This is a genomic window from Croceicoccus sp. BE223, assembly GCF_031457155.1.
In the GTDB taxonomy this organism is placed as follows: domain Bacteria; phylum Pseudomonadota; class Alphaproteobacteria; order Sphingomonadales; family Sphingomonadaceae; genus Croceicoccus.
Genome location: NZ_JAVDWB010000004.1, coordinates 244,648 through 261,945, shown reverse-complemented (window position 1 = coordinate 261,945; position 17,298 = coordinate 244,648). Strand labels below are relative to the sequence as shown.

Genomic DNA, 17,298 nt, shown 5'->3' with positions numbered 1-17,298 from the left:
TCTCCTCGCACTCAGACCGGCTCGTTGAAGCCGACCTTGAAATCCTGTGATTGTTCGAACGTGTTGCCGGGACCGATCAGGTCGGGGCCCGTCCCGGCATTTTCGACGTAGACGCCGTCGAACCCTGACTTCGTGCCGATCACCCCGGCGCAGGCATTGCGCACCAGCCTGATGATCGTTTCCTGCTCGCGGTAGCTTCCCGCGCGGACGGTGACCTCGACGCGTTCCGTCATCCGGACCGACCCGACCCGCTGCAGATGCACTCTCTCGACGCCGCTGATCTTCCGGACCAGCAGAGCGGGCAACGCGATCGCGTCGGGCAGCTGCCCGGCCTTGATCCGGTCCGCCGGCACCTTTTCCAGCACCGCAGCATCCGCGATGAGCAGATCGCCGATGATCTTCGTGCCGCTCATTCGTCGCCCTCCGGCACGTCCGGGCCACCCAGGCCCTCGCGGGCGATACGGGCGTTGATGTACCCCTGCGCCGCGGCGATCGCCTCGCCGGCCTTCAGGTCCAGCGACACCCGCAGGAACGGATGCGGCCGGGCGCCCGGGTGCAGCACCGCCCCGCCGACGAACTTGTCCTTGATCCGCAGGACATTGTCCTCGGTGCGCGCTCTCCGGGGCCCGACCTGGTATTCGTACCCGCCGACACGAACGAGGCCGCTGTCTTCCTGCCGCAGCACACCCTGCCGCAGCACACCGCTGTTCTTCGCCCGCTTGTTCAGCGCCCGCGCGCTCAAGCCGGAATCCCCTGGCGCGATGAGGTGCGGACTGGTCCCGTATTCCAGCCAGGGCGCGAGGTAGGCGCCCCGACCCTTCACCTGCACCCTTGCGATGACCTGCCCGGCCTGCTCCTGCTTGGTCGAAACCTTGATCGCCGCGCGAACCTCGGACGAGATCACCCGTTCCTTCGCCTCGTCGGCGACGACACGCGCCGCCGCCCGGCCTGCACCGCGAAGCATCTTCGTCTCCAGCGCCTCGGGAATGCTGGCCATGTAGGCGCGCACTTCCGCCCGCCCCTTGACCGTCGGCATCAGCCGTTCCCCGCCGTGCTGTAATCCTCGATCATGAACTCCAGCCCCTTGCGGAAGCCGAGCTCGGCCGGCGGCGTCACGATCTGCGCGGTCCGGTACGTCTGCCATTCGCCGTCGACGGTTTCCCCGATCAGCACCCGCATGTTCGCGGCGACATCAGTCCGCCACCGGATCCGGACCCGCGCCGGCCGGGTCGCGATGTTCAGCCCGTCCGCCAGCTTCTCGCCCCGGCTCGGCAGCGAATCTTGCACGCTCGCGAACAGCGGCGCCTCGTTTTCGGTCAGATCCTCCCAATTCGACGAACCAGCGCCGTCAAAGGAGTCGTCGGCGACAGGACGCTGGATCCTGATCTTCCGGTTGAGCTCGCCGGCCCGGATCATATCCGCACCCGCCGGTACGGCGCGCACAGCGCCGTGACGCCCAGGGGCGCCTCGCTCGCCACCGCGCCGACGATCACCGCCTCGCGGTGCATGTAGAGATACGCCATGAACCGCTTCGCCGCCGTCAGCAGCGCCTTCGGCGCTTCACCCTCGGCATAGCCCGCGGTGAACGTGATGCTCACCCCGCCGCCGACATCCGAGGGCCAGCTGCCCCCGATCGCCGCGACGACCTCGCCGCCCGGCAGCAGACGGAAATCGCCGATCGTGCCGGTCACCTCCGCGCCGCTGCCATCCAGCCAGGTCACGCCCGCGATCGACACCACCGGCCGCAGACCCAGCGAAAGCCGAGCCCCAGCGCCGGGAAACGCTTCCCCGGTCCAGACCTGCCCCGCCGTCTCGAGCAGCTTCACCTCGCAGTACCGCTCGACGAACTCGATCGCCGCATCGCGCAACACCGCGATAAGGTCGTCGAACTCGGTCTCGCCCTCGCCGATCGACAGCCACGCCTTGCACTCCGCCAGCGGCAGCAACGCTTCCCCATAGCCGTCCGCCATCGGGACGTGCTGAAGTTCGAAGATCATCGCTGCTACCGCTGGTTGGTCGTGTCAGGCGTTCTGTGCGGCCAGGTTGTCCGCGACCGCTTCGGCCTCGGACTTGGTGGGATCGTTGAAATCGATCCGGTTGGCCACGGCGGGCTGCCGGGCGCGCGGCGCATTGTCCACCGCCGGATGGCTGGTCTCGATGCGCTCGACGATTTCGGGTTCGATCATCGCGCCCGACGCCGCAACATCGGTCGCGGGGGTCAGGTCGTCGGCCTTCAGGCCTGCGGTATCCGCCACGCCCGGCACGTCGCTCAACTTCACGTCGCTGGTGTCGACGCTCTTCTTCTTGGCAACCATGGTTTTTTCCTTTCGATGTCCCCGTCCTTCGAAGAGAGGCGCGCACGCCGCTCATCGAAAGACGGGCCGGGGTCTGACCCCGGCCCGCTTCCTCGTCGCTGAGATCAGGCGGCGACCTTCAGCGCCTTCATCGCGTCGGGGTTCTTGACCCCGCCACCGACCCGCTTGGTCGTGTAGAAGTGCACGAACGGCTTGTTCGTGTACGGGTCGCGAAGCACGCGGATGCCGATGCGATCAACGACCTGGTAGGTCTCCGCCATGTCACCGTAGAGCGCTGCGATCGCGTTGGCGGCAACGGTCGGCATGGCCGGCAGGTGAACGATCGGGACCCCCGCGATCGTCGCCGGCTGACCGGCTTCGAACGAAGGCTGCCAAAGATAGTTGTCCTGACCATCCTTCAGCTTGCGCGCAGCGCCCGCAGTGGTGCGGTTCATGAACAGCTTGGCATTGGCCTCGTATTCCTCGGGCAGACCGTAGATCAGCGAGAGGATGCCGTCGCCGGTAAGCAGCGCGGCATCGCCCGAGTTGATCGTCTCGATCGCGCCCCAGGGATGGCGAGCGGCATTGGCCGCGCCCGTGACATAGGTCAGCAGGCCATGCGGCTTGTTGGTGCCGTCGCCCGACAGGAACGCGATGCCTTCCTGCTTGGCGAACTCGGTCTCGACCTCGTCGGCCAGCCACTGTTCGACGTTGAATTCGGCATCGTCGATCAGGCCCTGCGAAGCGGCGGGGTTGGCGTAGATCTCGCCGACCGCCCACGACAGCGAGGCAAGCGCCGGGGTGGTGGTCGCCGGACGAGCGGCGGTTTCACCGACCCAGCCCGAACCGATGTTGCGGTCCGAGAAGACCTTGCTGAAACCCGCGCCGCTGATCGAAACGACAGAGGCGTGCTGACGGATGACCGAGACCTGCTTGAGCCGGCCAGTGACCGTGCGGTCCCACTCGATCGGCGCCAGATAACCGCCTTCGCCGTCAGTCTTGGTCGCGGCAGCTTTGATCGTCTCGAGACGATCGGTCGCCTGTCCGCGGCGGAAGTACGCGTTGAACTCGGCGGTGTATTCCGGATCCTTCGGAGCTTCCTTGCCGCCGAGCTTTTCAGCGGCCTGCTTGGCCATGACACCTTCGAGCGCCGCCTCGATGTCGCTGATGTGAGTGTTGATTTTTTCCAGCTTGTCGGTCGTTACCACATCGGCGGCGCCAGCCTTGATCTGGTTGAGCTCCTGGGTGTGAACGTCTTTGAATGCTTCGAAGGCGACCGCGAGGTCTTCGATCGATGCGATCTTCTTGGGCTGGGCTTCGGCGCGCACGGCAACGAGGCCCCGGCCCTTCGCGGCGGTACCGCGCAGGTTGGTCATCATCTTCATCGTCAATTCCTTATCGTTTGACGGTCAGGGGAGCGAGCAGGCGGGAGTAGTCCGCCTGCGGTTCGTTGCCAGCGCTGGGCGTGGCGAGGTCGGCAGCGTTTTGCGTGCCAATCGCGCGATACAGATCCCGGCGCGCAGCGCGCGGCATGTCCTGTTTCGCGAGAAAACGGTCGAGTGATGCCTTGTCATTCGGGAATTGATCTGCGGCAGCGTAAACCGGCATCTGCGCCTCACGCTCCATCAGGGTGTCGGCAAGGCCGACATCGATCGCTTCCTGCCCACGGAAGAACACGTCCTTGCCGGCGATCATGGCGTCGAACTCGGCCTTGTCCCGGCCGGAACGGGCCGCATAGGTGCTGGTCATCGCATCATCGATACGGCCCAGCGTTTCGAAGCCGTCCTTCATTTCCGACTTCGTGCCGAAAAACAGCCCGCGAGCCTCATGGATCATGATCTCGGCGTTATGCGCTATGGCGATCTCGTCACCGGCCATGGCGATCACCGAGGCTGCGGAGGCCGCGATGCCGAGGACCTGCACGCTGATAGGCTGAGTATGGCGGCGCAGCAGGTTGTAAATCGCCACGCCCTCGAAGTAATTGCCCCCGGGGGAATTGATCTCGACGATGATGGGCTTGTCGCCGATCTGGCGCAGCGCAGCGCCGATCCGCTTGGCCGAGACACCGCCGCCATCACCGTCGTCGCCGATGTAGTCGAAAATCGAGATCGTCGGAGTGCTCGAGGCCAGCGCCCGGATCTCAAAGCGCGCAAAGTCTGCTGCGAGAGCGGTAGTCTCAAACTTCCAATCTGAACTGGCTCCAAGCTCGACGATTTCGGGCGGCCGCGCCGCGCGAACTTTCAGCAATCCGTTACGACGCATCTTTCGTTTCCTCGTTGCTCCAGGCCGGACGCTGGCCGACCCCGCCCTCCATCGGGTTCATGTCCATCAGCTCGCGCGCCTCGTCGGCCACCATCCAGCCACCCTGGCCGGGGCCGCCGATGGCCTTGGACAGGAATTCCGCCTGGTCCTTCAGCGATCCGCGCAGCAGCGCGCCCTCGTTGAATTTGACGTAGAGGGTCTCGCGTTCGCTCTCCTTGAGGAGCGATCGCGCGACGACCTCCTCCCACGCGACGAACCAAGGCATCAGGCAGTAGGTGATCAGCGACAGACCCAACTGCTCGATGCCGGTGCCCCAGCTCGTCTCGTCGAACATCAGCAGGGGCCGCGGAACGCCTGTGAACCGCGACACCTCCTCGGCCTGGTGCTTGCGCTGCGCGAGACCTTCCGCATCCCTCCCGCTCGCGCCCAGAGGTTTCGCGGTCAGACCTTCTTCCGCGACGATCCAGCGGCCGGTATTCTCGACGCCCGCATATCCATCCTGAAACTGGTGCTTCAGCCGCTCGATCGCGGCCTCCGACAGCTGTTTCGGGTGCTCCAGGATGCCGCCGACATAGGCTCCGTTCCGCAGCAGCCGGGCGGCCGCCTCATCGGTGATTTCGGCCAACCCAAGGGCCTCCGCTGCCATCCGCAAGAGACCGTGCCCGCGCAGCCCGTCTTCCGACCATGGACCCCGCAAGTCGAAGATCTCGGACGGCTTGTAGATCCGCTCGCCCCCGGTCTTCGGACGGTACCGATACTGCAAGCTGAAGTCGTCGGCCTGCTCGATCGTCACCCGCAGCGGATCCAGCGGCCACAGGGCCTGCGGCCCGCGGACCCCCGGTACGATGTAGGCGAAGGCATTGCCGTACAGCAGGGCCCGCCCCTGCATGAACGACTTGAACTGGTACGGCGTCTGCGCCGGATTCGGTTGAACGCGCAAAAGGCGATGGACCGGATGGTCCGTCGCCTTTTCGCGCAACCCGTCTGCACCGCGGCGAAACAGGTTGAGCGGCAGCATGCCGATCGTACCGACGACGACATTCACCGCCCGGTTGAACGTCGCGTTTCGCATCGCGGAATATTCACTCACCGTCCGCCCGGCCTTGCTCGTCATGCCGCCCCGGAGGAAGTCGGGCAGGTGTTCGTCGCGCAAGTTGATGGTCGAGTAGGCCTGCACCTCGCCACCACTCTGCGCGAGCCGCGCGATTCCCGACCCTTTGACCGGCAGCGGCGGCTGTGGCGCGGGTGCGCCGAAAAGCCTGTCGAGCCAGCCCATCAGATCACGATCATCCCGCGCGTCTCATAAATCGACGGCACGTTGTCGTTGGCCGCGACGGGCCCGGCCTCCAGCATCTGCACGGCATTGAGCATGGCGATCAACGGGTCGATTTTCCCCGCGCCGGCCAGTTGCTTGCTGATGTACAAGTTGCTGCCTCTCAACTCGGCCCGCGCGTTCGATACGCACCAGGCCATCAGGGCCGACCCGTCATGCAGCAGCATGCCGTCGCCCAGCTTGAACTCGACTGTCTTGATCGTGCCCGTCAGGCCCACGCCCTGCCGCACCGGGGTGATCGAACCGCCCCGCTTGGTAACCTCGTCGTATGTCTCGAACCCCGATGCGACGAGCGCATCGACCAGTGCGCCCATGCCCCAGGCGTCGACACCCACCGCGCCGACCTCGGGCATCAGCCCCGCGTCGAAGATCCGCTTCATCAGCCGGGCGACCTGGTCGACGATCTCCTGTCCGGTCGTGACGATCGTCAGATCGCCATCGGCCGCAAAGCCGCGCAACGCCGGGGCGATGTCCTTGCGCCGCTCCAGCGCGATTTCCAGCGCCCAGGCATGCGCCCAAGTCAGCCACCTGCCGGTGTCCTTCTCGCGCCCAGCGACCGCCGCGCCGAACAGGTCGTCGCGCCCGCCACCGTCGATACCGGCCACCACCACCTCGCAGCGGTCGAGCAGCGATTCCAGTGTCAGGTCAGGATCGGCGGCTTCAAGCCAGAAGTCCGCCGCGGCCCACCGATCCCGGCGGAGCCGCAGCCCGATCTCGACGTTCAGGTGCTTGGCGAGGAAAACCTGCAGGCTCTCGCCCTCGCCGGTCTGCGCCATCGCCAGCTGTCGCTCGAGCCAGTCCTGCGTCACCGACCGCCCGATCGACGGGTTGGTGATGTAGAACATCGCCGGGTCGAGGTACGCCTCGGCCTCGAGCAACGCCTCGGGCCACTCGTAGAGCACGCCCATGCTGGCCGGGTCCTCGATCACCCCGTCCCGCACGTCGCGAAAATAGGCGAGCTTGGCCTTGAACACCCCGGCCGGCGGCTCGTCGGAATGCGTCGTGATATAGATCACGAAACCCTCCTGCCGCGTGGCGAGGCCGCCCGACGCTTCGCGCAGCATCGCCTCGGCCTTCGGGTTCTTGCCGAACAGCCACAATTCCTCGACCAGAACGAACCCGGCCTTCTTGCCGCCGACGACGCCGCTGTCCGCCGCGACGATCTTCAGCTCCGCCTTCGTCACCCGGTGCCGGATCGTGCGCTGGTGCTCGATCACGTGCAGCAGGTCCGACAATTCCGGATCCGCGCGCACCATGCCGGATGCCGGGCCGAAACTGTTGCCTGCGATCTCGATCGTCGGCGCCAGGATCAGCAGCTCCTGGTGGTGCCGCCAGTTCACGATCAGCGCGGTGAGCATGATGCCCGCTGCGATCATCGACTTGCCGTTCTTCTTGCTGATCAACAGCATGAACTCGTTGATCAGCCGCGCGCCGCTCAGCGGGTCCTCCGCCCCGAAGATCGCGGCGACGAATTCGAACACGAACTCGTCGCAGATCTCGCCCAGCGTCGGGTAAGTTCCGTCCTTCTTCTGCGGCAGGTCGGTGACCTGCAACGACTTGAACACGCCCAGCGCGTCCGCCGCCTTGTCCGGGAACAGCGGCGCCACCGGCACCAGGCTGTCACCCGCGACGATACGCTCCGCCCAGTCAGGGCAGGCGGTCGTCCACTTCGGCATCAGCGTCCTACTGGATCATCGCCGGCGGCGGTTGCCGCGTGCCGAAGCGCCCGGCCACACCGGCCGCCGCTTCCTTCTGCTGTTCCTTCTTGCCGAGCCGCGGGGCCGGGGCCGCGACTTTGCCGCGCTCCTGGACCTTTTCGCTGAGCGCCCGCTGCTGCTCGGCATGCACCATCGCGGCCAGCGCCTTTTCGGCGGCGACGTTGCCCTCCTCGGCCGCCTTGTTCAGGCGGGCGAGCTGGCGACCCTTGAGCATCAGCGGCGCGTGGCCCGCGTTCGCGATCTCGTTAAAATAATGCTTGTAGAACGTCGGCTTGCTGACCTTCAGGACCCGCGCGATCTCGATCGGCTTGCGACCGCAGGCGAACAAAAGGTTCACAACGTCGGAATTCTCCCGCGTCCAGACATGCGCCGGCCGCCCCCGCCCCTTCTCCGGCAACACTGGCAGGCCGAACAGGTCAACCTGCCCGTCCGAAATTCCATCGCCCAAGAAAAAAATCCCCAGATGAGACGGGATGCGGTCTAGGTGCCGTCAACCCCCTGAACTTTCGACCACCCCCCGTCCTGCCTCGCCTCGCACCCGCCGCGCCTTGGCCTCGGCCGTCTTCCGGTTGTGGCAGGGCGTGCAGAGCCAGTCCGCCTCTTCGAAGGGCGGAAAGTCCGCCCCGCCGTCCGACCGCTCGACCCGGTGGTCCAGGATCAGCCGCTGCACCGCGCCGCACACCTTGCACCACACGCCGCCGTGCTGCGCCCGCGTCCAGTCCCGATGCCGCCGCCGATAGTCGAGCCACTCGGCCGACTGGTAGAAGCCCTCGGCCACCTTCGGCCTTGCCCGCACCCGCGACGCTGGCCTGCCAAGCCGCGACGGCATGGCCTTGAGCCGACCCACGTGCGCGCTCCTGCCGAAAGGATGGCGACTGCGACCGGCCGCCACAAAGGGGGGAAACTGGCCGGTCGCAGTCGCCAAGTCTGGGAGAGGATACCCCGAGGCCGACGCAGGCCCGCCTCAGCGTATCTCCTGATACCCCCGAAAAGGTGGGGAAACGAACACCCTATATTTCACTGGGGAAATGGAAACGGCTTGACAGCGTCCCCGCAGGACTTCTGCGGGTTACAGAGCCGAAAGTGGGGAAACTAGCTTATGGTGTTCTCAGAGAAGACCAGCTTGAAGATCATCGCGTCCCGCTCATCAACGAAAAACACCCTGCAGTACTCGCCATCATCTTCGATGCTAACGCGACTCACCATATTCATTTCGCACCTCAGCTCTTTCGCTGGGTGATATGCTGTCGGCTTATACCTAAGTTCGTGCACCGGATCTCCTAGAACGCCGCGGATTGAATAGTTGGCGCGAAGTAGATGGTGGAGCGCAGTCACGCAACTCTACGTGCGAGCGCCCGACGTCGCCCGCTCCATAGCCACCGCCACCTTCCCGATCGCCCGCTCATACCGCATCCGCAGCGCGTCGCTGGTCACCCCGCACCGCTTGCCACCTTCGGCCATCCAGATGCGCTCCCAGCGGAACACGTCGCCGCGCGGGTCGAGCTTGGCGATCAGCACCCGCCCGACAAGCCGCCGGTGCTCCTCCGGCACGGCCAGGCAGGCAGCCCGCGGGCCCAGCATCATCCGGTCCAGCACCGCCATCTCCTTGCGGCCCAGCTGCCGCCGGGGCGCGGCATCGCCGCCATGGCCCTGCCCGTCGCCATAGTCGCCCGCCCGCACGTCGCGCACGATATCCGGCCACCCCTGCCCACCGCGCAGCCAGCCCCGCTCCTTGTCGGGCATCGCGCCCAGGTACTCCACCGCCGCCAGCATCGCGTCCTCCGCATCCTGCCAGGTCACCACACCGCCATTTTCGCCCGGAACTTCCATCGTTTCATCCTTCCACGCCCAAATGGAAGTCACGCTTCCATTGCCTAAAACCGATCTAAAACCCTGAAGCCTTTATATTATTCCTCTATTCTCACACTCTTGAGGGGGAGAAATGGAAGGATGGAAGGCAAAACGACATAACTGGCCACGATACGATTGCCCCTCTCTCTCATGAAGGAAGATGCGCGATTTGCCTTCCAAGGCTCCATTTGCACACCAAGTGCCCGGAAAACCGGGATTTCATGACTTCCATTCGGGATTTTCGCGGCCTTCCGCCGGAACTTCCGCCCGCACCTCGCCACGGGGGCGCGGGGGCCCCGGCATGCGCCGCTATCCGGGCGCGGCAGGGCGCATCAGGCGTCGAACGGATCGAACCCGTCATCGTCCGCATCCGGCGGCCTATCGCCGCTGACGGGCGGCGGCGCGGTTTCCGGCACGCTCCACCGCCCTTCCTTGATCTCCGTGGCCGTCACCCCGTCGCGCAGCCGCACCTTCAGCCACCACACCCCGTTCGACGTCTTCTGGACAAAGCCCCGGTCGGTCATCGCGCCGACAAAGCCCCTGCGCTTCCACTCGCCCGCGCCGGTCGCTTCGACCCACGCCTCGAACGTCTGCCACAGCTCGGTCGCGGGCACGCGCACCGCCAGCGGATCGTCGCCAACCTCGCAGCACTGCGACAGGAACCGGCCGAGCTGGTCGCTGTCCTCGCGATAGGCGCGGGTCGCGTCCTTGACCTCTTCGGGCACGATCAGCCCGTTCTCGCGCCACGCCAGCAATCCCTCGATCAACCGGTTGAGGATGCCGCTGGCCTCCTCTTTCAACCGGTCGGACAAGCGCCGGTCGATCTCGTCCTCGGGGATCGTCACGTTCCACGGCACCAGCTGCATGCGCGCCCACATGCCATGCGTCAGGTCGCGGATGTTAGGCCGGTTGTTCCCCGAAATGGTCAGCTTGAAACTGGGCAGGAAGGTGAAGAACCCCTTGTTTAGGTGCCGCGCGTCGACCGGATCGCCGCCGGTCAGCTGCTTGATCAGCCCGTCGTTCAGCTTCATGCCGCGCTCTGGTTCGGACACGCGCAGGAACCGCACGCCGGGCAGCCGCGCCAGGTCGGGCGTCGCCTGGTCGCCGCGCCGCTTGCCGCCATTGTCGGCCAGCGATTCGACGCCGATCGAACCGGCATAGTCGCCCGCCAGGTGCGCGATCGCCTCCACCCACGTGCCCTTGCCGTTGCGGCCCCCGCCATAGAAGAACGCCAGCTTGTGCTCACCGATATCGCCGGTCAGCGATAATCCGCCCCACTGGTGGATGAAATCGCGCATGTCGGCGCTCGGCTGCACCCGCGCGATGAACGCGTCGTAGTGCGGGCACTTGGCCCCCGGCGCGAATTTCACCGGCGCCAGCTTGGTGATCAGGTCTTCGCGCCGGTGCGGGTCCTTGCGGATTTTCCACCCGTCGACCTTCCACACCGACTTGCCCGCCTCGACCTCGGCGCTCGATCGCTTCACGCTGTTGCGCACGATGCGCAGCGTGCCATTGGCGACATTGATGGCAAGCCGGTCCGCGTCGAACTCATCGGGCTTCACCACCACGTCGGGAAAACCCTTGATCCACTTGATCACCCGGCCGACCATCGCGCCGGCCTCGCTGGACTTCGCCCAGGCCGCGATCTTGTCGGAATGATAGGTGACCTTGCTGTTCGATACCGCGGCGACGAAATCCATAGTGTCGAGCGCCTCGAACCACGCCCGCCGCCCCTCGGCCTCGAACCAGCTGCGCGGCAACGCACTCTCGACCCGCGACGGCCGGCCGTCCTCGCCTTGCCCCGTGCCGCTCGCCTTGATCAGCGCCGCCTCGTTGCGGATCGCCCGCACCGTCAGCATGATCGACCGGATCAGCTCGGCCGGCAAACTGTCCTTTTCTTCGGACAGCAGCCGCCAGTGCGTGCCGACCCACGCGAACCAGCCCAGCTCGGGGCAGAACCGGAAATCCGCGCCATACCGGATGCGCCACCGCTCGGCATTGCCCAGGTCGGTCAGCGCAAGCCGCCCGCAGGCCAGGTCCCGCTCCGGGTCGGGCCAGACGCGAATCCGCCCGCCGTCGTCCGCTTGCTCCCCCTGACCCCCACGGGATGCCCCCGACGACGCTCCGGCCCCGGAACCATCGTTCGCCGCGCCAGCAGGGGGCGCGGGGGATGCCCCGGCACCGGACAGGATGTTGCGCTTGGTCATCAGATTGACTTCGCCGAAAGATGCGGCGACTTGTCCTTTGTCAGGGGGAAGAGATGAGAGATGATGACGTAGTTCTGGTGGTCAAATACTCCACCGAACAACCTCTTGAATTGGCGGCGCTCACCTCGAGTCTGGGCGCCCTCTCCGACGAATACAGGCGGCGATACGGCGACACTGGAGCAGTTCTGGTCGTCGATCACATTCGCGAAGGCAGCGTCGTTGCAATCCTCAAAGGCATGGCTAAGGCTGCCGTCTCTGCCGTCGATCCAACCGGTGGCGCCTTGGTGGCTTTCACCCTCGACACGATCGCTCCTTTCGCGGGCGACTTCTCGGGGCTCCTGAATGCGCTCGCTAATTTCGGCCGCGATGCTGCGTCGGATGCGGATATCCGCCGCGCGGATAAGTCTTCGCTCCGTGCAGCCAAGGCTTTTGTACAACCCGCCCTCAATGGAAATCCCATCCAGCTTTATGGTGATGTCGACCAGATCGTGCAGAACAATGTTTACATCGATTCCATGAAAGCCGGAGACATCGTCAGGAACGTCACGCACCTGATGGCCGCGATGCCTGGAGATGACGAACGCTTTAAGGCCGAACCATTGGCGCTTTATCAACTTCGCGATGCTCGCGCCGGGGATCTTGGCTACATCGATCGCTTTGACAAACGACCAAAGCGGCTCATTTTTGCCAACGACAGCGTCAAGGACGAGATCATCCATGGCGAAAGGCCGTTCGACATGTTCTTCTTTGTCAGTGGCGTCGTACGAACCGCTGGTGGCGAGGTCGCAAGCTACTACATCGAAAGCATTGACGGTGTGACCGAAAAGGACGCTGCTTGACGGGATCTTCAACGTCACCTCCCCACCTGTCGCCAGCCTAGACCTCACGCCGCTTCCCTCCCCCGATCCATATCCATCGCGCTGGCCACCATCGGCAGCCCGCCCACGGCCAGCGCCTGGCGCAGCCGCGCCGCGCCGATCGCGTCGTCGCAGACCAGCGTCACGCCCGCGCCCGCGCCGCGCAGGCGGTTCAGCGCCGCGCGGCCCCAGTCGAGCACGCAAATCCCCTCGCACCCCGCCGCCATCCAGGCGACCGGATTGCCGTGCAGCCGCACCGCGCCATCGCAAGCCACCGCCCGGTCGAGCGCCAGCGCGCCCAATATCGCGCCATGCCCGGTGCGCAGCGCCCAACTGTCCGGCTCCGCGCTCGACAGCGCGACGATATCGACCAGCCATGCGCCATCGTGCACCGCCAGCAACAGCCGCGGCTCGCCGCCCTCGTCGGGATGCCACAGCCCGTCGCCGGTGATCTCCACCCGCGCCCGGCCGAGCATCCCCGCGCCGCACAACTCCCCGATCGTCGCCAACGGCACGCCAAGCGCCTCAAGCATGCCAATGGCGGCAAACGGCAAAGCCTGAAACGCCAGCGCCATCTCGCGCTCAAGGGGCGGCAGATGGTTCATCCTGCACTCCCCGCCCGCTTGACCGGTCCGCGCGCCGTCGCCTTGACGTACTCGAGATAGCTGCAGCTGCAGCACATCTGGTCGGCGGCCGCCGCGCGCACGATCTTCGTCTTGCGCTCTTCGAACGCGCCACAGGCACACCGAACCAGCCACAGGCCGGACGCCTTCGGGTTCCGCTTGCCGAGGAAGCCGATCACCGTGAAGCGCCCGAACTGCCGCCCGCGCAGATCCTCGAAGTCCTTTCCCCCCGGATAATGCTCAGGTGGGATCACAGCCGGGGGCGAGACATGATGGCGCACTTGGGGGGGAGGTGTAAGGGCGGGATCCCAGTGCATGCCCCGGGCCGTGACCCGTCCTGCCGTCGCATTCAGCGGATCGGAAGAGAAGATGCGATCCATCAGTCGCGCCCCGATTCCGGCCCTGGCCCCAGCATCGCCCGGATCTGGTCGAGCTTCGCCCGCGCCCGCGCCACGTCGCACCCCGGCCCCGCCACAGCGAGCTCCGCCGCGATCTGTGCATGCACCGCGATGTCGCGCGCCAGCGCATAGACCGCGCCCCGCGTCTTCAGGCCCACCGGCCCGATCTCCGCCTGCGCATCACGCGACGGCGCGGGCAGCACGTCGGGATGCCCTTGCGACAACCGCAACAGCTCCTGCCCGAAGGTCCGCGCCACCCGGCTCACGCCGCCATCTCCCCGCGCGCCGCCTTGCCGTCGCGGCAAGAGCACACGTCGACCCGGCACCCGCACCACGCACAGCCGGTGTGATACTGCAGGATCGCCGCGGGATTGCGTTCAGCCCGATCGTAGGTCGTCCGGTTGATGAACTGCCAGCGCCGCGTCGGCGCCGTGCGCAGGCCCGTTGCGACGATCTCGACGGTCCGGGTTCGCCCCTCGCGGGTCACCCGGATCAGGCCAAGAGCGTCGAGGTCCGCCACCACCACGCCGGCCTTCGTGTGCGAACAGTCCAGCACTTCGGCGACGTCCTCGTTGGTCGGGCATGGTTGCGCCGCCAGCGCCGCGCGCTCGAACAGCAGCAGCGCCTTGCGCTGCTCGGCCGTCAGGCGGGTCATGCCGCTTCTCCGAACTTGCCGACTTCGTTGCCCCAGGCATCCCACCCGGGCCGGGTGTTGCGGGCGAACAGCTCGACGCGCGGCACGTCGCCGAACAGGCGCTCGATGCGGCGATAGGCCTCGACCGGCTTGCGGCTGTGCGTCGATCGCGGCGCAACGATCAGCTGCCGCACGTCATGCGCCAGCACCGGCACGCCCTTGCCGCGCTTGAACAGCCAGACCGGCTCCACCTGCTTGCGGCTGTAATAGCCCATCGACATCGGCGGCTCGGCGATATCGCCGGTGAACAGGTCGATCTGGTCCGCCGCGATCAGCTTCTGCTTGGCCCAGTAGAACAGGTCGGTGACAAAGGTCGGAAACCCCCACGCCCGCGCCAGGTCGAGCGCGACGTCGCAGTGGCTGCCGACGATCCACATCGCCAGCACCGCGTCCTTCGCCGCCATCTCGGCAATCGGCAGCGCGGCCATCGCGTCGATGGTCATCGTCGGATAATGGTCCGCCGCCTCATTGAAATTCTTCTGCGTCGGCGTCCGGGTGACACCCAAATGCGTCCGGAATGCCCACGGCGGATCGGCATAGATCACGCGATAGCCAGCGCTCATTGCATCACCCCGCCAACGGGCGCACAATCGCGGGCTATGAACGACCTGAAATTCTTCGAAGTCGAATGCCGCGCCGTCGCGGTCGACGTGGCAAACAGCCGCGCATGGGCGTTCAATCCGGGCCTTGGCTGGGGTGAGGCACCCGGGCTTGTGAACAAGGCTTCCCTGGACGGGGTCCCGCTCACGCTGGCCGAGATGGCCGATGAATTTCCGGAAGCCGACCCGAAATTCCTGCCCGTGACGCCGCCGCGGTAGTGAGAGATCGGGCTACCGCCCATCAGCCCTCTCCCATTTCTTCGACGTGCAGCCCCCGCGCCATCATCTCGATCCGGGCGTCCAGCTGGTGGCGCAGCGCCGAAATCTCGGTCGCCTCGATCAAGTCGACCTTGTCGGGATAACCATGCAGCAGGTCGGCAAAGCGGCGCTGGATCGGCGCCAGCAACGCCGCAACCGGCGCAAAGTCCGATGCCGCCTCGATCGCCCGCACCGGCTGTTCGCTCGCCGGCGTCGGATCGTCGAACTCGCCGCACCCCCGCCCGATTTGCGACGGGTCGGCGGCATTGGTGAAATCCTGCCACCGCACCCAGCCCTGCCCGCAGGCAAAGCCCCACTCGCGCACTTTCGGCCCGGTGATGAACAGCGACACCGCCGACAGCCCCGCGGCGACCTCGAGGCGGTGCATCGCCTCGGCGCGCCGCTGGACGACATCGCCCACCTGCCGCTGATAAGCGCCCTCGGGTGTGTGCTCGATGTACCCACCGGCGAGCAGGAACGACACGTTGTCCCACGGATGATCGTGCAGCGCGCGGTCGTCGTCACTCTTGCGGATCTCGTGAAGATAGACGTTGCCCACGGATTGCGCGGGATGACCCACCAGCGCCGCAGGTAATCGTCGCCGATCACGAAATCAGGTCGCCGCTCCATGATCATGTCGGCCCAGGTCCGCATGTCGTCCAGCCCGGCCATGTACTGCTCAGCCATGCCGAACCTCCTGCACATCCGCACTCGACTGCCCCGTCGCGACGATCGTCACGATCCGGGTCCGCGTGCGCCCGGCCTGTTCGAACCGGATCAGCCCCATCGCCTTCAGCCGCGTCAGCGCGTCCTTGGCGGCATATCGGTCGTGCAGATCGAGCCGCTCGGCGATCTCGCCGTTGCTGGGGCAGCACCGCCCGGCGGCGACGTCGCGGAACAGGAGGGCATAGACCCGCCCGTCCCGGCTCTCGCGCCAGGCATCGTCGCGCGGCGGACTGCCCGCGACCTGACGTGCCCCGCCGCTGGCATCGTTCGCTGCGCCACACTTCTTGGCGAAGTAGTCGAAGCAATGGACGCGCTGCGAACGCCGCTGAAACAGCACGGCCTTGCCCTGCTCCTGCCATCGCAGTGCGAGCCGCTTGGCCGGATGATTCCCGAGCATCGGTCCGGTCGCATACATGATGATCTCACCCGGCTTGGCCGTGGCCAGCCACTTCGCCATGTCTCCGGGCTCTTCATATTGCGTCAGCGCCGGGATGACGAACTGCGCGGCTCCCCCCTCCCGCATCTCAGTGCGTCCCGGTGCCGACTTCGCGGATGCCCCGCACCGTCGGGCCATGGCCGGCCTCGACCATGCCTTCCAGCATCCGGTTGAACGCGGCCAGCTTGGCCTGCAGCTCCTGCCCCTCGCGAAGGGCGCGATAGGCTTCGTCGGGCTGGAACGTCCCGTCAGCCATGCCGTCGTGCACCGCCCCGGCCAGGTCGCCAAACTCCTTGGCCAGCGTGCACAGCTCGAGCGCGAGCCCCGTCTCGCAGGTTTCGGTGTCGGGCAACGGCAGGAACACCCCGCCGGCCATCTGGCACAGCAGCCGCGTCACCGGCGGCCACTGCGCATCGCGCGGGGCAACCGCCTCCATTTCCAGCACGTCGCAGATATTGGCGAAATCGGGATCGTGCGGCGATTGAAACCGGCCGTGCTGCGTCTTCGACTTGCCGGTGATCTTCCCGGCCTCGATCGTGCCGCCAAGGCTCTCCTGAACCTTGCGCGTCGAATCCTTCAGCCGCAGCTGCCGCGTCGTCAGCCGGTTCATGCCGCCTCTCCGATATCGGTGCGGGGACCCGCCTCAAGCAGCGGAGCGGTAGGCGAAGGAGATGCCTCAAGCAGCGAAGCGGTAGGCGAAGGGGAAGCGTCTGGTGCGGTTCCCCTTGCCGGAACGTCCCAGCTGACCGAGACTCCGTTGACATGACAAAACGCCGCCACCTCGACCCGCGCCTCCGCTGGAACCCCACCATCCGGCCAGCTGGCCTCGTCTGCGAAGAAATCCGCGAATTTCGCGAGCGTCGCGGTAGTGGTGGATGCGCCAGCGGTCTGGAGCCGATCGAAGTAGTTCGCAGCGCCAGCAACACGCTTGCCAAGCCTGCTCAGCGGGGCTGGCGGCCGGTGCGCATCGCACCAAGCGCGAGCAGCTGAGAAAAGACGTGCTTCAAGGTCCACTGGTCTCGGCTCCGGTAATTTCACCGTG

Annotated in this window: 24 protein-coding genes; 3 read left to right on the top strand and 21 right to left on the bottom strand. The window is 66.3% G+C overall.

The genetic code is table 11. The features are described from left to right. Nucleotides 1–11: 11 nt before the first annotated feature. The 13 genes from J2X37_RS10715 to J2X37_RS10655 form a co-directional block, all read right to left on the bottom strand. The gene (locus J2X37_RS10715) at nucleotides 12–413 is read right to left on the bottom strand and encodes a hypothetical protein (protein ID WP_310020995.1); all 402 of its coding nucleotides are present in this window, start codon (nucleotides 411–413) and stop codon (nucleotides 12–14) included. Then, nucleotides 410–1,036, bottom strand: a complete 627-nt coding sequence (locus J2X37_RS10710; protein ID WP_310020993.1) for an HK97 gp10 family phage protein — start codon at nucleotides 1,034–1,036, stop codon at nucleotides 410–412. Before J2X37_RS10710 ends, J2X37_RS10715 begins: the two co-directional genes overlap by 4 nt. After that, nucleotides 1,036–1,416: a head-tail adaptor protein gene (locus J2X37_RS10705; RefSeq protein WP_310017722.1), complete on the bottom strand. Its 381-nt coding sequence runs from the start codon at nucleotides 1,414–1,416 to the stop codon at nucleotides 1,036–1,038. Before J2X37_RS10705 ends, J2X37_RS10710 begins: the two co-directional genes overlap by 1 nt. Then, nucleotides 1,413–1,997: a hypothetical protein gene (locus J2X37_RS10700; protein WP_310020991.1), complete on the bottom strand. Its 585-nt coding sequence runs from the start codon at nucleotides 1,995–1,997 to the stop codon at nucleotides 1,413–1,415. The genes J2X37_RS10705 and J2X37_RS10700 overlap by 4 nt, the downstream gene beginning before the upstream one ends. Nucleotides 1,998–2,021: 24 nt before the next feature. Next, a complete protein-coding gene (locus J2X37_RS10695; protein ID WP_310020988.1) occupies nucleotides 2,022–2,315 on the bottom strand; it encodes a hypothetical protein in 294 nt (97 codons plus the stop codon). A 104-nt stretch (nucleotides 2,316–2,419) separates the two neighbouring features. Continuing rightward, nucleotides 2,420–3,679: a phage major capsid protein gene (locus tag J2X37_RS10690; RefSeq protein ID WP_310020986.1), complete on the bottom strand. Its 1,260-nt coding sequence runs from the start codon at nucleotides 3,677–3,679 to the stop codon at nucleotides 2,420–2,422. Between the two features lie 10 nt (nucleotides 3,680–3,689). After that, a complete protein-coding gene (locus J2X37_RS10685) occupies nucleotides 3,690–4,556 on the bottom strand; it encodes a head maturation protease, ClpP-related (RefSeq protein WP_310020984.1) in 867 nt (288 codons plus the stop codon). Next, entirely contained in the window at nucleotides 4,546–5,832 is a 1,287-nt protein-coding gene (locus J2X37_RS10680; RefSeq protein ID WP_310020981.1) for a phage portal protein, read from the bottom strand. The genes J2X37_RS10685 and J2X37_RS10680 overlap by 11 nt, the downstream gene beginning before the upstream one ends. After that, on the bottom strand, nucleotides 5,832–7,565 hold the full coding sequence (locus J2X37_RS10675) for a terminase TerL endonuclease subunit (RefSeq protein WP_310020978.1): 1,734 nt from the start codon (nucleotides 7,563–7,565) through the stop codon (nucleotides 5,832–5,834). Before J2X37_RS10675 ends, J2X37_RS10680 begins: the two co-directional genes overlap by 1 nt. A 7-nt stretch (nucleotides 7,566–7,572) precedes the next feature. Next, the gene (locus J2X37_RS10670; protein ID WP_310020974.1) at nucleotides 7,573–7,944 is read right to left on the bottom strand and encodes a hypothetical protein; all 372 of its coding nucleotides are present in this window, start codon (nucleotides 7,942–7,944) and stop codon (nucleotides 7,573–7,575) included. Between the two features lie 153 nt (nucleotides 7,945–8,097). Continuing rightward, nucleotides 8,098–8,454 (bottom strand): HNH endonuclease, encoded by a 357-nt coding sequence (locus tag J2X37_RS10665; protein ID WP_310020971.1) that lies wholly within the window; start codon nucleotides 8,452–8,454, stop codon nucleotides 8,098–8,100. A gap of 494 nt (nucleotides 8,455–8,948) precedes the next feature. Next, complete coding sequence (locus J2X37_RS10660) at nucleotides 8,949–9,437, bottom strand: hypothetical protein (RefSeq protein WP_310020968.1); 489 nt, start codon at nucleotides 9,435–9,437, stop codon at nucleotides 8,949–8,951. A 353-nt stretch (nucleotides 9,438–9,790) separates the two neighbouring features. Continuing rightward, on the bottom strand, nucleotides 9,791–11,665 hold the full coding sequence (locus tag J2X37_RS10655) for a phage/plasmid primase, P4 family (RefSeq protein ID WP_310020965.1): 1,875 nt from the start codon (nucleotides 11,663–11,665) through the stop codon (nucleotides 9,791–9,793). Nucleotides 11,666–11,718: 53 nt separating this feature from the next. Here J2X37_RS10655 and J2X37_RS10650 point away from each other — a divergent pair, with 53 nt between their 5' ends. Beyond that, nucleotides 11,719–12,504, top strand: a complete 786-nt coding sequence (locus J2X37_RS10650) for a hypothetical protein (RefSeq protein WP_310020962.1) — start codon at nucleotides 11,719–11,721, stop codon at nucleotides 12,502–12,504. 44 nt (nucleotides 12,505–12,548) lie between these two features. Here the strand turns inward: J2X37_RS10650 and J2X37_RS10645 are convergent, their stop codons facing one another. From J2X37_RS10645 to J2X37_RS10625, 5 genes are read right to left on the bottom strand one after another with little or no spacing between them, the layout of a single operon-like run. Next, nucleotides 12,549–13,127, bottom strand: coding sequence for a hypothetical protein (locus J2X37_RS10645; RefSeq protein WP_310020959.1), 579 nt, complete (start codon nucleotides 13,125–13,127; stop codon nucleotides 12,549–12,551). Continuing rightward, nucleotides 13,124–13,525, bottom strand: coding sequence for a hypothetical protein (locus tag J2X37_RS10640; protein WP_310020957.1), 402 nt, complete (start codon nucleotides 13,523–13,525; stop codon nucleotides 13,124–13,126). The genes J2X37_RS10645 and J2X37_RS10640 overlap by 4 nt, the downstream gene beginning before the upstream one ends. Beyond that, nucleotides 13,525–13,809 carry a hypothetical protein gene (locus J2X37_RS10635; RefSeq protein WP_310020954.1) on the bottom strand — a complete coding sequence of 95 codons (285 nt, stop codon included), beginning with the start codon at nucleotides 13,807–13,809 and terminating at the stop codon, nucleotides 13,525–13,527. The genes J2X37_RS10640 and J2X37_RS10635 overlap by 1 nt, the downstream gene beginning before the upstream one ends. Beyond that, nucleotides 13,806–14,198, bottom strand: a complete 393-nt coding sequence (locus J2X37_RS10630) for a hypothetical protein (RefSeq protein WP_310020951.1) — start codon at nucleotides 14,196–14,198, stop codon at nucleotides 13,806–13,808. The genes J2X37_RS10635 and J2X37_RS10630 overlap by 4 nt, the downstream gene beginning before the upstream one ends. Continuing rightward, nucleotides 14,195–14,800, bottom strand: coding sequence for an MT-A70 family methyltransferase (locus J2X37_RS10625; protein WP_310020948.1), 606 nt, complete (start codon nucleotides 14,798–14,800; stop codon nucleotides 14,195–14,197). Before J2X37_RS10625 ends, J2X37_RS10630 begins: the two co-directional genes overlap by 4 nt. A gap of 36 nt (nucleotides 14,801–14,836) precedes the next feature. On the opposite strand from J2X37_RS10625, the gene J2X37_RS10620 reads away from it, so the two are divergent. Then, nucleotides 14,837–15,055: a hypothetical protein gene (locus J2X37_RS10620; protein WP_310020945.1), complete on the top strand. Its 219-nt coding sequence runs from the start codon at nucleotides 14,837–14,839 to the stop codon at nucleotides 15,053–15,055. 22 nt (nucleotides 15,056–15,077) lie between these two features. Here J2X37_RS10620 and J2X37_RS10615 read toward each other — a convergent pair whose 3' ends face one another. The 3 genes from J2X37_RS10615 to J2X37_RS10605 all read right to left on the bottom strand — a co-directional run bounded on the left by J2X37_RS10615 (nucleotide 15,078) and on the right by J2X37_RS10605 (nucleotide 16,866). Beyond that, nucleotides 15,078–15,674 (bottom strand): hypothetical protein, encoded by a 597-nt coding sequence (locus tag J2X37_RS10615; RefSeq protein WP_310020942.1) that lies wholly within the window; start codon nucleotides 15,672–15,674, stop codon nucleotides 15,078–15,080. Nucleotides 15,675–15,773: 99 nt separating this feature from the next. Further along, nucleotides 15,774–16,343, bottom strand: coding sequence for a hypothetical protein (locus J2X37_RS10610; RefSeq protein WP_310020939.1), 570 nt, complete (start codon nucleotides 16,341–16,343; stop codon nucleotides 15,774–15,776). 1 nt (nucleotide 16,344) lies between these two features. Then, complete coding sequence (locus J2X37_RS10605; protein ID WP_310020936.1) at nucleotides 16,345–16,866, bottom strand: phage regulatory CII family protein; 522 nt, start codon at nucleotides 16,864–16,866, stop codon at nucleotides 16,345–16,347. 152 nt (nucleotides 16,867–17,018) lie between these two features. Between J2X37_RS10605 and J2X37_RS10600 the strand changes: the two genes are divergently transcribed. Beyond that, nucleotides 17,019–17,246, top strand: coding sequence for a hypothetical protein (locus J2X37_RS10600; protein ID WP_310020934.1), 228 nt, complete (start codon nucleotides 17,019–17,021; stop codon nucleotides 17,244–17,246). Nucleotides 17,247–17,298: the final 52 nt, after the last annotated feature.

Coding starts and splice junctions, on each gene's coding strand:
- J2X37_RS10605 (WP_310020936.1), bottom strand. CDS start 16,866: ATGAACCGGCTGACGACGCGGCAGCTGCGGCTGAAGGATTCGACGCGC.
- J2X37_RS10715 (WP_310020995.1), bottom strand. CDS start 413: ATGAGCGGCACGAAGATCATCGGCGATCTGCTCATCGCGGATGCTGCG.
- J2X37_RS10690 (WP_310020986.1), bottom strand. CDS start 3,679: ATGAAGATGATGACCAACCTGCGCGGTACCGCCGCGAAGGGCCGGGGC.
- J2X37_RS10705 (WP_310017722.1), bottom strand. CDS start 1,416: ATGATCCGGGCCGGCGAGCTCAACCGGAAGATCAGGATCCAGCGTCCT.
- J2X37_RS10660 (WP_310020968.1), bottom strand. CDS start 9,437: ATGGAAGTTCCGGGCGAAAATGGCGGTGTGGTGACCTGGCAGGATGCG.
- J2X37_RS10655 (WP_310020965.1), bottom strand. CDS start 11,665: ATGACCAAGCGCAACATCCTGTCCGGTGCCGGGGCATCCCCCGCGCCC.
- J2X37_RS10685 (WP_310020984.1), bottom strand. CDS start 4,556: ATGCGTCGTAACGGATTGCTGAAAGTTCGCGCGGCGCGGCCGCCCGAA.
- J2X37_RS10700 (WP_310020991.1), bottom strand. CDS start 1,997: ATGATCTTCGAACTTCAGCACGTCCCGATGGCGGACGGCTATGGGGAA.
- J2X37_RS10680 (WP_310020981.1), bottom strand. CDS start 5,832: ATGGGCTGGCTCGACAGGCTTTTCGGCGCACCCGCGCCACAGCCGCCG.
- J2X37_RS10625 (WP_310020948.1), bottom strand. CDS start 14,800: ATGAGCGCTGGCTATCGCGTGATCTATGCCGATCCGCCGTGGGCATTC.
- J2X37_RS10710 (WP_310020993.1), bottom strand. CDS start 1,036: ATGCCGACGGTCAAGGGGCGGGCGGAAGTGCGCGCCTACATGGCCAGC.
- J2X37_RS10650 (WP_310020962.1), top strand. CDS start 11,719: ATGAGAGATGATGACGTAGTTCTGGTGGTCAAATACTCCACCGAACAA.
- J2X37_RS10620 (WP_310020945.1), top strand. CDS start 14,837: ATGAACGACCTGAAATTCTTCGAAGTCGAATGCCGCGCCGTCGCGGTC.
- J2X37_RS10610 (WP_310020939.1), bottom strand. CDS start 16,343: ATGCGGGAGGGGGGAGCCGCGCAGTTCGTCATCCCGGCGCTGACGCAA.
- J2X37_RS10640 (WP_310020957.1), bottom strand. CDS start 13,525: ATGGATCGCATCTTCTCTTCCGATCCGCTGAATGCGACGGCAGGACGG.
- J2X37_RS10630 (WP_310020951.1), bottom strand. CDS start 14,198: ATGACCCGCCTGACGGCCGAGCAGCGCAAGGCGCTGCTGCTGTTCGAG.
- J2X37_RS10600 (WP_310020934.1), top strand. CDS start 17,019: ATGACAAAACGCCGCCACCTCGACCCGCGCCTCCGCTGGAACCCCACC.
- J2X37_RS10645 (WP_310020959.1), bottom strand. CDS start 13,127: ATGAACCATCTGCCGCCCCTTGAGCGCGAGATGGCGCTGGCGTTTCAG.
- J2X37_RS10675 (WP_310020978.1), bottom strand. CDS start 7,565: ATGCCGAAGTGGACGACCGCCTGCCCTGACTGGGCGGAGCGTATCGTC.
- J2X37_RS10695 (WP_310020988.1), bottom strand. CDS start 2,315: ATGGTTGCCAAGAAGAAGAGCGTCGACACCAGCGACGTGAAGTTGAGC.